Source organism: Paraconexibacter sp. AEG42_29 (assembly GCF_040581415.1).
Lineage (GTDB): Bacteria > Actinomycetota > Thermoleophilia > Solirubrobacterales > Solirubrobacteraceae > Paraconexibacter.
This window is the reverse complement of the sequence record NZ_CP114014.1, coordinates 5,027,028-5,040,804: the sequence shown is the minus strand read 5'-3', so window position 1 is coordinate 5,040,804 and position 13,777 is coordinate 5,027,028. Positions and strand designations below refer to the sequence as shown.

Genomic DNA, 13,777 nt, shown 5'->3' with positions numbered 1-13,777 from the left:
GTGCAGCGCCTGCATCTTACGGCGACCCGCGGGCGCTCAGCCGCGGCTCGGAGCCGCGCAGCACGAGCGCATCGCCACTGCCCGCAGCGGATCAGGACGCCGCCGGGAGCAGATCGGTCACGGCCGTGACAGCAGCGGCCAGGACCGCCTCCGGCGTGCCGGTCGCGTCGAGGACCCGGAAGCGCGCCGGTGCGGCTGCCGCGAGCTCGTCGTAGGCAGCGGCGATCAGATCGAAGAAGCCGCCCGCCTCCTGCTCCAGGCGATCCGGGGCCTCGCCGCGCTCCGCCTGCCGCGCCCGGCCGACCGCGGGATCCAGGCGCAGCAGCAGCGTGCGGTCGGCCTCCAGGCCTCCGGTCGCCAGGGCGTTGATCGCCGCGACCGCCGGGATCCCCATGCCCCGGCCCGCGCCCTGGTAGGCCAGGGAGGAGTCGACGAAGCGGTCGAGCAGCACCCAGCGGCCCGCCTCCAGCAGGGGGACGAGCCGCTCGCTGACCAGCTGCGCCCGGGCCGCGGCGTACAAGAGCGCCTCCGCCGGCGCGCAGACCGTGAGCGACGGGTCCTTCACCAGCGTGCGGATGCGCTCGGAGAGGACGACGCCGCCCGGCTCCCGCAGGAGCTCCGCGTCGACCCCGGCGTCCCGCAGCGCGGCCAGCAGGCCCGTCGCGAGCGTGCTCTTGCCGGCGCCGTCGAGGCCTTCGATGGTGATGAGCCGTCCGCGCGTCACCGCGGCAGCCTGCCACACGGGACGGATGCCCCCGGGGACCGCACAGCCTCGCCGCCCGCGCCGGTGACCGGCGCCGCGGCCGATCCGGCGCCGCGCTCCACTACCCTCGCGGACCGTGCCCGCGCTCCTGCCCGCCACCGAGGACCACCCCCACGCCCGCGCCGTCCTCGACGCCGCCGTCCCGCCGGCGGGCAACCCGTCGCACGCGTACCTCTTCCACGGCCCGGCCGGGGCGGGCAAGCGGGACGCCGCCCGCCAGTTCGCCGCCGCGCTACTGGCGGACGGCGCGCAGGACGCCGCGAACGCCGCGCGGCGCGCGATCGAGGGCGTCCATCCGGACCTCACCTGGGTCGTCCCGAGCGGCGCCAACGTCCTGGTGAAGGCGGACATCGACGAGGCCGTCGTCGCTGCGTCCACCCACACCCCGTTCGAGTCGCGCCGCCGCGTCTTCGTCATCGAGGGCGCGCACACCATGAACGACGCGGCCGCGAACCGGATGCTCAAGACGCTCGAGGAGCCGCCGTCCTTCGCCCACCTGATCCTGCTGACGGACCGCATCGGCGAGGTCCTGCCGACGATCCGCAGCCGCTGCCAGGCCGTCCGCTTCGAGGCGCCGACCGTTCAGAAGCTCGCGGATCGCCTCGCCTCCCGCGTCCCGCCGGACCAGGCCGAGGCGTGCGCGCGCCTTGCGCTGGGGGACGGCGAGCGCGCGCTGATGCTGGCGCTGGGGGAAGGGCCCGCCCTGCGCGCCGGCGCCGAGCGACTCGCTCGCGCCTGCATCGCGCAGGACCTGGCCGGCCGCCCGTGGACCGCGCTGCTCGAGCGGGCCGGCGCCCACGGCGAGGGCGCGCTGAAGGCCGTCGAGGACCGCCTCGCCGCCGACCTGCCGTTCCTGCCGGTCAAGGAGCAGGCGCGGGCCAAGCGCGAGGCGACCGACACCGGCAAGCGCGCCCAGCGGCGGGCGCGGATCCAGGCGCTGGACCAGGCCCTGGGCCTGGTCGGCCTGTGGCTGCGCGACGTCGCCGTCACCGTCGACGGCGCCCCCGAGCTGGTCCACCACAGCGACCGGGCGGACGCCGTCGCGCAGGACGCGGCGGGATTCGCCAACGCCCACGGCCTGCGGGCCGGGGTCGACCTCGTCGACGAGACGCGCTTCGCCCTGCGCGAAGTGAATGCGACCGAGGACCTCGCGGTGGAGGCCTTGGCCTTCCGCCTGGAACGGGCCGTCGCCACCCGGTGATCAGGCGATGACGCCCGTCCCCACCAGCAGCAGCACCAGCGCGCCCATCGCCACGCGGTAGCCGCAGAAGACGCCGATCGAGTGGCGCGTGACGAACCGCAGCATGAACTCGATCGTCGCGTAGCCGACCGCGAACGCCAGGACCGTCGCGATGACGGTCGGCGCCACGCCCGCGTTCGCGCCGGAGTCGTCGCCGATATCCTTCAGCTGCAGCAGCCCGGACAGGACGACCGCCGGGATGCTGAGGAGGAACGAGTAGCGCGCGGCGTCGGCGCGGTTGAAGCCCAGCAGCAGGCCGCCGGAGATCGTCGCGCCCGACCGGCTCACGCCCGGGATGAGCGCGATCGCCTGGAAGACGCCGATCATCAGGCCGTCGCGGGCGGTGATGTCCTCGATCTTGCGCTCCTGCTTGCCCGCCGCCTCGGCCCGGAGGATCACGAAGGAGAAGACGATCAGGGCGATGCCGATGACGTACAGCGAGCGGGCGCCGTCCTCGATCACGCTGCGGAACGCGAGGCCGCAGATCCCGATCGGGATCGTGCCGATGATGATGTACCAGCCGATCTTGGCGTCCAGGTCGGCCGACCGCCAGCGCTCCCCGCGCACCGACTTCGAGGTCGCCGTCACGATCCGCCAGAGGTCCTGGCGGAAGTAGATGAGGATCGCCAGCACCGTGCCGAGCTGGGTGACGGCGGTGAACGCCGCGCCCGGGTCCTCCCAGCCGAAGAAGGCGGGGATGATGCGCAGGTGGCCGGTCGAGGAGATCGGCAGGAACTCGGTGAGTCCCTGGACGATCCCGAGGAGGATTGCTTGGAAGGGGTCCATTGTGCGCGGCGGAGGTTAGTGAACGCCTTGCCTGCGCCACCCGGCCGCCACAACGTCCACCGCGCCGCTCAGGCGTCGGCGATCGGCCCCAGGTTCGGCTCCAGGTCGTACGTCGAGAACGCGCCGAACGTGTGGAACCGCGGGTGGTGGGGACCGTGGAAGTCCGCCGAGCCGGTGGTCAGGAGCCCGCGCGCCTCGCACTGCGCGACCGCGACCCGCGTCTGGGCCTCGGTGTGGGTCGTGTAGAACGCCTCGACCCCGTCGAGCCCCATCGCGGCGAACCGGTCGATCGAGCCACGGACCTCCTCGTCCGTGTCCAGGTCCCAGTACGGGTGCGCCCAGACCGCCAGCCCGCCCGTCTCGTGGATCAGCGCGATGCCCTCGGCCATGGTCGGTGCCGGCCGGTGCACGAAGGCGGGGCGGCCCGGGATCAGGTACGCCTCCAGGACGGCGCCGGTGTCGAACAGGCCCTCGGCCTCCAGTCGCGCGGCGTTCGCCGGATGCGCCAGGACGGCTGCCGCCAGGTGCGGACGGCCGACCGCGGCCCCGGCCCGGCCGCGCGCGTGCAGCGGTGAGCGGTCCACGTGCAGGCCGCACGCCTCGAGCGCGTCGGCCATCTGATCGGCGCGCGACGCGCGGTCGGCCCGGCAGGCGAGCAGGGTCTGCGTCAGCTCCGCGTGGCGGTGGTCGATCAGGTAGCCGCAGAGGTGCAGGTCGCCGCGACGCTCGTCGAGGACGCTGAGCTCGAGCGCCGGGACGACGGCGACGCCGTGGTGCAGGCCGGCGGCCATGGCGTCGTCGATGCCGTCGACCGCATCGTGATCCGTCAGGGCGAGACGCTCCACGCCGGCGGCCGCGGCCGCGGCGACCAGGTCGCGCGGAGCGAGCTCACCGTCGCTGACGGTCGAGTGGGACTGCAGATCGAAGGGGATCATGCGGCAGCGGGCGGCTCGGGCTCGCGGTCGGGGGCGGCCACGAGGCGGAACGCCCGGACCTCACCCCCCGAGCCGTCGTCACCCGGGACGGGCCCGCCGTCGTCGTCGTCGCCCTCGCCGGGCTCCGGCGCGACCTCGGTCAGCGCGGTCAGCTTGGGCAGCCGCGCCCGGCCGGCGTCCAGGCGGTCACGCAGCGGAGCCGCCGTGCGGCCCACGACCGTGCGCTCGGCCGCGCTCATCTGCGGCCACTGGTCGCGCAGCGCCGTGAGGCCCTCCGAGGCCGCATCGAGCTGGTCGCGCGCGTTCAGGTGGGCGGACTCGTCGAGGAACTCCTCCGCAGCCGACAGTGCCATCGAGATGTCGGCGAGAGCCTTGAGGTGGGCGTCCATCGTGTCGAGCGTACCCGCGCCGCCAGCCGGATCCACATCCATCTGCGCAACCGCGACATAAGAACGCACTTATCACGCTAATTGTTAGCCTGCTCAACATGTCGTCCCAGGCACAGGCACCACCCGACTCCGACCTCATCGCCTTCTCCGCCGCGCTGGAGGAGTTCGGCCGCGCCCAGCGCCGCGTCAGCGGCCGCTTCAATCGCGCCCCCACCGTCCCGGAGCTCAGCAAGCCGCAGTACCTGCTCCTGGAGCCGCTGCTGGACGACCACGACCACGACCACGACAACCAGGACGACGCGGCGCGCGGCGGACACTGCGTCGGCGACCTCGCCGAGGCGGCCGGAGTCAGCGCCCCCACGGCGACCCGCATGCTCGACGGGCTGTCCCGCCGGGGGATCGTCACCCGCGCCCCGCACGACCGCGACCGCCGCATCGTCCTGATCGCCCTGACGTCCCACGGCCGCGAGCTGATGGTCGCCAAGCACGAGCGCGTGCAGGCCGCCCGCGCTGCCGTCTACGCCCAACTGACCCCCACCGAGCGGCGCGGCGCCGCCCGGCTGCTCACCCGCCTTGCCGCCGCGATCGAGGAACTCCAGCCATGAACCACGAAGCACCCACCGTCGAGCGCGCCGCGCCGAACCGCACGCTCGCGATCCTCGCCATGGGCGCGATGGCCTACGCCCTCGCGCAGACGATGATCATCCCGGCGCTCTCCCAGATCCAGGACGACTACGGGGCCGGCCAGGAGACCGTCACCTGGCTCCTGACCGCGTTCCTGCTGACGTCGAGCGTCACGACCCCGCTGCTCGGCCGCCTCGGCGACATGTACGGCAAGGAGCGCATCCTGCTCTACGCGCTCGGCGTCTTCGGCCTCGGCTCGCTGATCTGCGCGCTCGGCACCTCGATCGAGGTCCTGATCGCCGGCCGCGCCGTCCAGGGCGCCGGCGGCGCGATCTTCCCGCTCGCCTTCGGCATCATCCGCGACGAGTTCCCGCCCGCGAAGGTCCCGTCCTCGATCGGCCTGATCTCCTCGACGTTCGGCATCGGCGGCGGCGTCGGCCTGGTGATGGCCGGTGTCCTCGTCGACCACGTCTCGGTCTCGTCGATCTTCTGGGCCTCGCTCGTCGTCACGACGATGGCGGCGGTCGCCACCTGGCGCTACGTCCCCGAGTCCCCGGTCCGCGTGAAGGCGAGCATCGACTGGGGCGGAGGCGTGCTGCTCTCCCTGCTGCTGTCCGCACTCCTGCTCGGCGTCTCGCAGGGCAACTCCTGGGGCTGGACGTCCGGCGGGGTCCTGGGCCTGTTCGCCGCCAGCGCCGTGCTGACGGTCGCGTTCATCGCCTACGAGCGCCGCGTCGCCGATCCGGTCATCGACATCGACCTGATGCGCGAGCGCGCGGTCTGGTCCCCGAACCTCGCGGCGGTCGCCGTCGGCTTCGCGATGTTCGGCTCGTACATCCTGATCCCGGAGATCGCGCAGACCGACAAGGCCAGCGGCTACGGCTTCGGGCTGGGGACGACCGCCGCCGGCCTGCTGCTGGTGCCCAGCGCGGTCGTGATGCTGTTCGCCGGGCCGATGAGCGGCTGGCTCGGGACGCGCTTCGGCTCCCGCCTGCCGTTGGCCGTCGGCGCCGGCGTGGCCGGCCTGGCCTACGCGCTGCTGGCGCTGTTCCACGGCTCGCTGATCGTGATCGCGCTGGTCGGCATCCTGATCGGCGTCGGCATCGGCCTGTCGTTCGCGGCGATGGGCAACCTCGTCGTGTCCGCCGTCCCGCCGGAGTCGACGGGCGTAGCGACGGGCGTCAACACGATCATGCGGTCGATCGGCGGCGCGGTCGGCGCGCAGATCTCCGCGGCGATGCTCGCGTCCGAGTCGATCATGGGCGGCGCCTACCCGGCCGAGAGCGGCTACACGTCCGCGTTCGCGCTGACCGCCGGCGCGGCGTTCGTCGCGCTCGCCGTGACGGGGCTGATCCCGCGTCCGGGCGGCGGCTCGGGGGACGGCGCGGTCGCGCGTCGCCCGGCGGTCGCGCAGGGTGCGCCGCCGCCGGCCCGCGTGGTCGCCGGCGGGGCCTGACCGCCGTGCGGGACCTGCCGAAGGACGTGCAGCGGATCGCGATCGTCGTGATCGTCGGGGCGATCATGTCGATCCTCGACACCACGATCGTCAACGTCGCGCTGGAGACGCTGCGGGTCGACCTCGACGCCCCGCTGTCGACGATCCAGTGGGTCTCGACCGGCTACCTGCTCGCGCTCGCGTCGGTCATCCCGCTCACCGGCTGGGCGGCCGAGCGCTTCGGCCCGCGCCGCGTCTGGCTGACCGTCGTCAGCGCGTTCGTGGTGACGAGCGGCCTCTGCGGCCTGGCGTGGAACGTCGAGTCGCTGATCGCGTTCCGCGTCCTGCAGGGCGCGGCCGGCGGGATGATCATGCCGGTCGGGATGATCACCCTGGCGCAGGCCGCCGGCCCGCAGCGGATGGGCCGCGTGATGAGCGTCGTGGGTGTGCCGATGCTGCTCGCGCCGATCCTCGGCCCGGTCCTGGGCGGCCTGATCCTGGACAGCATCTCCTGGCGCTGGATCTTCCTCGTGAACCTGCCGGTGGGTGCGGTCGGCCTGGTCCTCGCCGCGCGCCTGCTGCCGCGCGAGCGGGCGGTCGGGAACGTGGGAGCGGCGGGGACGGACGGCGGGCCGCCGCCGCTGGACTGGCGCGGTCTGGTGCTGCTGTCGCCCGGCGTCGCGCTGCTCGTCTTCGGCCTGGCGGAGTACGGGACCGAGCGCACGTTCTTCGGCGCCGTCACCGCCTGGCTGCCCGTGCTGGCCGGGCTCGTCGCGATCGTGACGTTCGTGGTGCGCGCGTGGAGCACCGCCCATCCGCTGGTCGACGTGCGGCTGTTCCGCAGCCCGGGCTTCAGCGCCGCGGCGGCGACGACGTTCCTCGTCGGCACCGCGCTCTTCGGGTCGATGCTGCTGCTGCCGCTCTACTACCAGCTGGCCCGTGGCGAGTCGGCGCTGGTGGCGGGGCTGCTGCTGGTCCCGCAGGGTCTGGGCGCCGCGCTGGCGATGAACGTCGGCGGACGGCTGACCGACCGCATCGGTGCGGGCCCGGTCGTCCTCGGCGGCCTGACGATCCTCAGCGCGGGGACCGTGGTGTTCTGCTTCGTCGGGCCGGACACGTCGTACTGGCTGCTCGGCGGCGGGCTGTTCCTGCGCGGACTCGGGCTGGGCGCGACGATGATGCCGTCGATGGCCGCGGCCTACGCGACGCTCGAGCGCTCGCAGGTCCCGCGCGCCACGCCGCAGCTGAACGTCCTGCAGCGGGTGGGCGGGTCCCTCGGCGCCGCGCTCCTGACCGTCCTGCTGCAGAACCGGATCACGTCCGAGCTTGCGGCGGCGAACGGCGGCGCCGGGGTCACGGGCGGCGACGGCTTCTCCGGCGCGCCGCTGAGCGACGCGGCACGCGAGCGGGTGGCGGACCCGCTGGCGTCCGCCTTCGCCCACACCTACTGGTGGGCGCTGGCCCTGACGCTCGCGGCCTTCGTCCCGGCGCTGATCCTGGCCAGGGTGGAGGGACGCGCCCGTCGGCAGGCGTCCGCGACGGCCGCCGACGAGGCGCGACGGGCGAATGCGGACCCGTCGGGCGTCGCGGCCGCCGCCTGACACGCCGGCGGGACTCGGGGTCAGCCGACCCCGAGGCCCTTGGCGATGATCTCCTTCATGATCTCGTTGGCCCCGCCGTAGATCCGCGTCACGCGCGCGTCCGCGTACATGCGGCCGACCGCGTACTCGGTCATGTAGCCGTAGCCGCCGTGCAGCTGGACGCACTTGTCGGTCACGCGGCCCTGCAGCTCGGTCGCGAGCAGCTTGCAGGACGCGGCGCGCTCGGGGGTCAGGGTCCGCTCGCCGAGCTCGGTCAGGCACTGGTCGACGAACGCCTGGACGCAGTCGATCTCCGCGCGGCAGTCGGCCAGCATGTGCCGGACGACCTGGTTGCCGGAGATCGGCTGCCCGAACGCCTGGCGCTCCTTGACGTAGGTGATGGTCTCCTGCAGCGCGGCCTCGGCGACGCCGACGCCCAGCAGCGCGATCGACATCCGCTCCTGCGCGAGGTTGGACACCAGGTACTTGAAGCCGGAGCCCTCGTCGCCGAGCAGGTTCTCGGCCGGGACGCGGGCGCCGTCGAAGAACAGCTCGGCCGTGTCCTGGGAGTGCATGCCGACCTTCTCCAGGTTGCGGCCGCGCTCGAAGCCCGGGGTGTCGCGCTCGACGATGAAGATCGACAGGCCGCGGTGGCGCTCCTTGGGGTCGGTCTTGGCGGCGGTGATGATGAGGTCGCCGTTGATGCCGTTCGTGATGAACGTCTTGGCGCCGTCCATCACGTAGGAGCCGTCGTCCTGCTTGATCGCCTTGGTGCGGATGCCGGCGAGGTCCGAACCGGTCCCGGGCTCGGTCATCGCGACCGCGGTGATCAGCGTGCCGTCGCAGATGCCGGGCAGCCAGCGCTGCTTCTGCTCCTCGTTGCAGTACTCCAGGAAGTACGGCAGGCAGACGTCGTTGTGGAGCGTGATGCCGACGCCGAACCCGCCGACCCCGGCGGCGCAGCACTCCTCGCCGATGATCGCGTTGAAGCGGAAGTCGTCACCGACGCCCGCGCCGCCGTACTCCTCGGGCACCTGCATGCCCAGGAACCCGTTCGCGCCGGCGGCGGCGAAGACCTCGCGGGGGACGATGCCGTCCTTCTCCCACTGCTCGAAGTGGGGGACGACCTCGTTGGCCAGGAAGCGGCGGAAGGACTCGCGGAAGTCCTCGTGGTCATCCTCGTAGAGGGCGCGACGGTGGACGGGCCCGGGCGTGATGGTGCTCATGCACTTGACGGTAGTCGAGTCCGGGCCGGCGCGACACCCCGAAACGGGGTCCTACACGCCCATAACGGGCGCTGTGCTCAGGCCTGGCGCCCGGAGCGGGACGTCGCGGGGGCCGACTTGAAGCGACGGCCGCCGTGGCCGCGGCCGCGGAACCCCTGCTTGCCGTGACCGCCGAAGCGATGGCCCTTGAAGACCTCGCGCTTGAGCGCCTTCACGTCGCAGGTCGCCGGTCCGTCGAAGCACGCAAGCGCCTTGGCCTTGCCGCCCGCCGTCACGAAGCCCATCTTCACGCCCTGGTCCAGCCGGGCGGACAGCTCGGCGCGAGCGGCCTCCAGCACCTTCGCGCCGGTGATGCCGAGCTCCTTGCCGAGGGCGTCGGACAGCTCGGTCTTCAGCGCGGCGAGGTCGGGCTTCGGGAGCGCCTTCAGCTTGTCGAACGCGGACTTCACGGCGGCGCGATCGCACGTCGCCTTGCCCTGCTTGCCCGGCGCGCCGCGGCGCGCAGCGAACCCGCGATGGCAGCTCTTCAGGGCGGCGAGCTCGGCGGCGGTCAGCTTCGCCTCGGCGGTCTTTTTGGCGAACTGCGCCTCGGCGACGGCCGTCACGGCCGCCTTCAGCTTGTCCGGCGTGACGCCCAGGCGCTCGGCGCCGCTCTTGAGCAGCATGCCGCGGAACATCCCGAACATGGCGCCGCCGTGGCCGAACCCGCGGCCGCCGTGCGCCCCCTTGCCCTTGCCCGCGAAGCTGGTGACGGGGGCCGCGGCCGGCCCAGGCGCCGCGGCGGCGGCCGTGGACGAGGAGGACGATGAGCCCCCGGACGACGCGATGGCGATCGTGGTCGCTGCCAGCAGGGCGCAGACGACGAGGGACAGGGAGGCGATCAGGCGGCGGGACATGCGGTGACTCCTGGGCGGCGGCGGTCAGCGGTCAGCCCTCGATGATGACCCACCCACCCCCGTTTGTGCGCCGGTTGAGGGTTAATTGAGCCAAGTACGTCAGGATGGAGGCATGTCGACCCCTCCATCCTCCAGTCGCAGCGTCAAGATCTCCGACGACGAGCGGGGTGGGTGGTCCTCGGACAGGCCCCGCCGTGACGGCGCCCCGCCGCGTCCCGCCGACCTCACCGTCCGCTGTCGCGTGCTGCCCCCGACGGATCACATGCGCTACACGCCGGGCAGCCTCCTGATGGTGGTCAGCGCGTCGGTCATCGAGCGCGACCGCTTCGTGACCCGGCTGATCGAGGACAAGAACTCGGTCCTCTCGCGGGACAAGGTGCGGGCGCTGCTGGAGGGCCGCGTCGCGGACGAGCTGGTCGAGGAGAAAAGCGAGGAGCTGCTGACCGCGGCCATCAAGCGCCGGCTGACCGCCGGCGACACCACGGTCGTCGCCCTGGACTCGCTCGCCGCCGAGGAGCGCGAGCCCGTGCTGCGCATGGCGACCGAGCTGAAGCGCCCCCGCCACCTGATCTTCCTGGACACGAAGGTCGCCGATGAGAACCGGGCGGAGCACGACGCGCTGCGCAAGGGCCTCGACGCAGGCGACCTGGGCGCCGAGGGCGTCCAGACGGCCATGCGGCTCGGCGGCTCGGCCATCACCGATCTGCGGATCATCGTCTTCCGTCGCGCGCCCAAGCAGGACTGATCGGCCGGCGCGGGGGACGCCGGAACGGGCGTCCATTTGCCCCGCGGGCCCGCGCATGAAAGATTGCACCCCTGGGCAAGGATCGGGCCGTGGATCAGCAGCGCACCCCCGCACAACGCCGCGCCGAAGCGGCGGAACGTGCGCAGCGGCGTGCCCAGCGCCGGGGCACCCCGGCGCCGCCCGTCTACACCGAGCTCTTCGGCGACGATCCGGAGGCGCCGAATCCGGCGCCGGCTCCGGCCGCCGCAGCGGCCACTCCGCCTGACCGCCCCGACGCGCCGGCCCGCACGGACGCCGCGCCCGGAGCGTCCGCCCCGCGTCCGCCGCGCCGTCGCCGCGCTGCCGCCGCCGCAGCGCCCGCCTCGTCCGCGGTCCAGCGCCGTCGCCTGCAGGCCGGCCTCGGCGTGGCCGGGCTCGTCGCGGTGGTCGTCTGGGTCGCCGGCCTGGGGGACGACAAGCAGACCAGCGCGAAGACCGCGAAAGCGGGTGCGGCGGCCGAGACCCTGCCGCAGCTGCCCGGCGGCGGGCGCCGCCTGTTCCCGGACCGCCGCGTGGTCGCGTTCGCCGGCAACCCCCGGGACGACGGCCTCGGGGCGCTCGGCGTCGGCACGTCGTCGTCGATGCTCGCCAAACTGAAGCGGCAGGCGAAGCCGTACGCCCGCAAGACCCGCCCCGTCCTGCCGGCGCTCGAGCTGATCACCTCGATCGCGACGGCCTCGCCCGGGGCCAAGGGCGACCACGTGATCCGCGCGGACGCGGAGACCATCGACCGCTACCTGCGCCTCGCGCGCAAGGCCGGCGCGCTGCTGCTGCTCGACGTGCAGCCGGGCCTCGTCGACTTCCCGCGCGAGCTGAACCGCCTGCGTCCGTGGCTGAAGGAGCCGGACGTCGGCCTCGCGATCGACCCCGAGTGGCGCGTCGAGCCCGGTCAGCTGCCCGGGCAGGTCATCGGGTCGGTCAGCGCGCAGGAGGTCAATGCGACCAGCGCCGACCTGGCCGCCATCGTCCGGCAGTACAAGCTGCCCGAGAAGCTGTTCGTGGTGCACCAGTTCACGGAGGGCATGGTCCGCGACCCCGGGCTGCTCATCAAGCGGCCGGGACTGGCCACGGTCTTCAACGTCGACGGCGTCGGCGGGCGTGCGGCGAAGGTCGCCAAGTACACGTCGCTCGCCGCGGGCAAGCCGGGCTACCGCCACGGCTTCAAGCTGTTCTACGAGGAGGACACCGGGCTGATGAAGCCCGGGAGCGTCATGGCCATGACGCCCCGTCCCGACCTCATCGTCTACGAGTAGCCAGCAGGCGCGCGGGTCCCGCGGCGCCCGTACACTCGCCCGATGTTCCGGCTTTCAGTCCGTTGTCGTTCCGCGCTCGTCGGCCTGGCCGTCGGAGCGGCGGGGGCGGTCACCGGTCCCGTCGCGACGGCGGGCGCGGCCGAACCCGTCTTCGCCCCCGTCGACCGGCCCGGTCCGGCGCTGAGCGTCCCGGCGGCGCAGCTCGACAGCCGGCTGCAGTGCTCACCCGGCCTCGACGGTGCCGGCCGTGCGCCCGTCCTGCTCGTCCAGGGCACCGGCGCGACGGCGAAGGACAACTGGTCGTGGACCTACCAGCCCGCGCTGGACAAGCTGGGCATCGCGTGGTGCACGATCGACCTGCCCGACAACGCGACCTCCGACGTCCAGGTCGCCGGCGAGTACGTCGTCCACGCCATCCGCACGATGCACCGGCGCGCGGGGCGCCGCATCGCGATCATCGGTCACAGCCAGGGCGGCATGGTCCCGCGCTGGGCGCTGCGGTTCTGGCCCGACACCCGCGCGATGGTCGACGACGTCATCGGCTTCGCGCCGTCGAACCACGGCACGGTCATGGCCCGGTGCCAGGGAGGCTGCTCGGCGGCGGGCTGGCAGCAGTCCGACGAGTCCAGCTTCATGAAGGCGCTGAACTCGCGGCAGGAGACGTTCGCGGGCATCTCCTACACGAACGTCTACACGCGGACGGACGAGACCGTCCAGCCCAACCAGGACGCGCTGACGGGCAGCTCGTCGCTGCGGACGGGGGACGGCCGGATCACGAACGTCGCCACGCAGGACGTCTGCCCGGCCGCGGTCTACGAGCACCTCCTGGTCGGGCTGGTCGACCCGGTCGCCTACGCGCTGGCCGTCGACGCGCTGAACAACGACGGCCCGGCAGCCCCCTCGCGCGTGCCGGTCACGACCTGCGCGCAGGCGCTGCACCCGGGCATCAACCCGGTGACCGGGCCGGTCTCGGCGGTCATGGCGCTGCAGTCCTTCAGCTCCTTCGAGCCGAAGCAGCTCGCCGCCGAGCCGCCCCTCGCCTGCTACGTGACGGGGTCCTGCGCGCCGGCCGCTGCCGCGTGCGTCTCCAAGCGGCGGTTCGTGGTGCACGTTCCCAAGCGCTTCCGCTTCGCCGTGCGCGTGCGCCTGAACGGGCGGTCGCTGGGCGTGACCGGGGTCCGGGGCCGGCAGTCGGCGCGCGTCGACCTGCGCGGCCGTGGCCCGGCGCGGGTGACGCTGAAGATCACCGGCCGCAGCCGCGCCGGAGGCAGGCTCCTCACCGAGACCCGGACGTACCGGCCGTGCCGCTGACGCTCGTCCTCCTGCTGCGCGGGATCAACGTCAGCACGTCCACCAGTGTGCCCATGCCCGAGCTGCGGTCGCTGCTCGCGGGCGCAGGGTACGCCGACGCCGCGACGCTGCTGCGGAGCGGCAACGTCGTCCTGAGCGCTCTTGAGGGTCAGACGCCTGAGGCAGTCGCCCGCGACGCCGAGCGGCTGATCGCAGAGCGCTTCGGCTTCGATGTCGCTGTCGTCGTCCGGACGGCCGAAGAGCTCGCCGCCGTCGCAGCGCAGGACCCGTTCGACGGAGCGGCGCACGACGGGTCCCGCCGGGTGGTCGCCTTCCTGGACGGCAGGCCGGACGCGGATGCCCTCGCGGCGGTGACTGCGATCGACTTCGGCCCCGAGCGCATCGTCGCCGCCGGGCGCGAGCTGCACCTCTGGTACCCGGATGGCCAGGCCCGCAGCCCGATGGCCAAGGAGCTGAGCCGGGCCAAGCTCGGGACGGTCGTCACCGTCCGCAACTGGAACACCGTCCAGAAGCTGCTGAAGCTCACCGGCGGTGCCGAGAGCCGATAAGCATCAG

The 13,777-nt window shown here is 73.4% G+C and carries 14 protein-coding genes; 8 read left to right on the top strand and 6 right to left on the bottom strand.

All coding sequences use genetic code 11. The features are described from left to right. Window positions 1-91 precede the first annotated feature (91 nt). Window positions 92-724: a dTMP kinase gene (gene tmk / locus DSM112329_RS24165; protein WP_354699122.1), complete on the bottom strand. Its 633-nt coding sequence runs from the start codon at window positions 722-724 to the stop codon at window positions 92-94. A gap of 115 nt (window positions 725-839) precedes the next feature. Here tmk and DSM112329_RS24160 point away from each other — a divergent pair, with 115 nt between their 5' ends. Continuing rightward, complete coding sequence (locus DSM112329_RS24160) at window positions 840-1,964, top strand: hypothetical protein (RefSeq protein ID WP_354699121.1); 1,125 nt, start codon at window positions 840-842, stop codon at window positions 1,962-1,964. Here the strand turns inward: DSM112329_RS24160 and DSM112329_RS24155 are convergent, their stop codons facing one another. The 3 genes from DSM112329_RS24155 to DSM112329_RS24145 all read right to left on the bottom strand — a co-directional run bounded on the left by DSM112329_RS24155 (window position 1,965) and on the right by DSM112329_RS24145 (window position 4,113). Next, window positions 1,965-2,789: an undecaprenyl-diphosphate phosphatase gene (locus tag DSM112329_RS24155; RefSeq protein ID WP_354699120.1), complete on the bottom strand. Its 825-nt coding sequence runs from the start codon at window positions 2,787-2,789 to the stop codon at window positions 1,965-1,967. Between the two features lie 68 nt (window positions 2,790-2,857). Then, on the bottom strand, window positions 2,858-3,724 hold the full coding sequence (locus DSM112329_RS24150) for a PHP domain-containing protein (protein WP_354699119.1): 867 nt from the start codon (window positions 3,722-3,724) through the stop codon (window positions 2,858-2,860). Beyond that, complete coding sequence (locus tag DSM112329_RS24145; protein ID WP_354699118.1) at window positions 3,721-4,113, bottom strand: hypothetical protein; 393 nt, start codon at window positions 4,111-4,113, stop codon at window positions 3,721-3,723. Before DSM112329_RS24145 ends, DSM112329_RS24150 begins: the two co-directional genes overlap by 4 nt. Window positions 4,114-4,211: 98 nt before the next feature. Here DSM112329_RS24145 and DSM112329_RS24140 point away from each other — a divergent pair, with 98 nt between their 5' ends. From DSM112329_RS24140 to DSM112329_RS24130, 3 genes are read left to right on the top strand one after another with little or no spacing between them, the layout of a single operon-like run. After that, complete coding sequence (locus tag DSM112329_RS24140; protein WP_354699117.1) at window positions 4,212-4,718, top strand: MarR family transcriptional regulator; 507 nt, start codon at window positions 4,212-4,214, stop codon at window positions 4,716-4,718. Further along, window positions 4,715-6,193 carry an MFS transporter gene (locus DSM112329_RS24135; protein WP_354699116.1) on the top strand — a complete coding sequence of 493 codons (1,479 nt, stop codon included), beginning with the start codon at window positions 4,715-4,717 and terminating at the stop codon, window positions 6,191-6,193. The genes DSM112329_RS24140 and DSM112329_RS24135 overlap by 4 nt, the downstream gene beginning before the upstream one ends. A 5-nt stretch (window positions 6,194-6,198) precedes the next feature. Continuing rightward, window positions 6,199-7,773: a DHA2 family efflux MFS transporter permease subunit gene (locus DSM112329_RS24130; protein ID WP_354699115.1), complete on the top strand. Its 1,575-nt coding sequence runs from the start codon at window positions 6,199-6,201 to the stop codon at window positions 7,771-7,773. A gap of 20 nt (window positions 7,774-7,793) precedes the next feature. Here the strand turns inward: DSM112329_RS24130 and DSM112329_RS24125 are convergent, their stop codons facing one another. Both DSM112329_RS24125 and DSM112329_RS24120 read right to left on the bottom strand, forming a co-directional pair. Next, on the bottom strand, window positions 7,794-8,978 hold the full coding sequence (locus DSM112329_RS24125; RefSeq protein ID WP_354699114.1) for an acyl-CoA dehydrogenase family protein: 1,185 nt from the start codon (window positions 8,976-8,978) through the stop codon (window positions 7,794-7,796). 77 nt (window positions 8,979-9,055) lie between these two features. Further along, window positions 9,056-9,874 carry a hypothetical protein gene (locus DSM112329_RS24120; protein WP_354699113.1) on the bottom strand — a complete coding sequence of 273 codons (819 nt, stop codon included), beginning with the start codon at window positions 9,872-9,874 and terminating at the stop codon, window positions 9,056-9,058. Window positions 9,875-9,986: 112 nt separating this feature from the next. Here DSM112329_RS24120 and DSM112329_RS24115 point away from each other — a divergent pair, with 112 nt between their 5' ends. The 4 genes from DSM112329_RS24115 to DSM112329_RS24100 all read left to right on the top strand — a co-directional run bounded on the left by DSM112329_RS24115 (window position 9,987) and on the right by DSM112329_RS24100 (window position 13,770). Further along, window positions 9,987-10,619, top strand: a complete 633-nt coding sequence (locus DSM112329_RS24115; protein WP_354699112.1) for a hypothetical protein — start codon at window positions 9,987-9,989, stop codon at window positions 10,617-10,619. 89 nt (window positions 10,620-10,708) lie between these two features. After that, complete coding sequence (locus DSM112329_RS24110) at window positions 10,709-11,911, top strand: hypothetical protein (protein ID WP_354699111.1); 1,203 nt, start codon at window positions 10,709-10,711, stop codon at window positions 11,909-11,911. A gap of 42 nt (window positions 11,912-11,953) precedes the next feature. Then, window positions 11,954-13,222: a lipase gene (locus DSM112329_RS24105; RefSeq protein WP_354699110.1), complete on the top strand. Its 1,269-nt coding sequence runs from the start codon at window positions 11,954-11,956 to the stop codon at window positions 13,220-13,222. Beyond that, window positions 13,213-13,770 (top strand): DUF1697 domain-containing protein, encoded by a 558-nt coding sequence (locus tag DSM112329_RS24100; RefSeq protein WP_354699109.1) that lies wholly within the window; start codon window positions 13,213-13,215, stop codon window positions 13,768-13,770. The genes DSM112329_RS24105 and DSM112329_RS24100 overlap by 10 nt, the downstream gene beginning before the upstream one ends. Window positions 13,771-13,777: the final 7 nt, after the last annotated feature.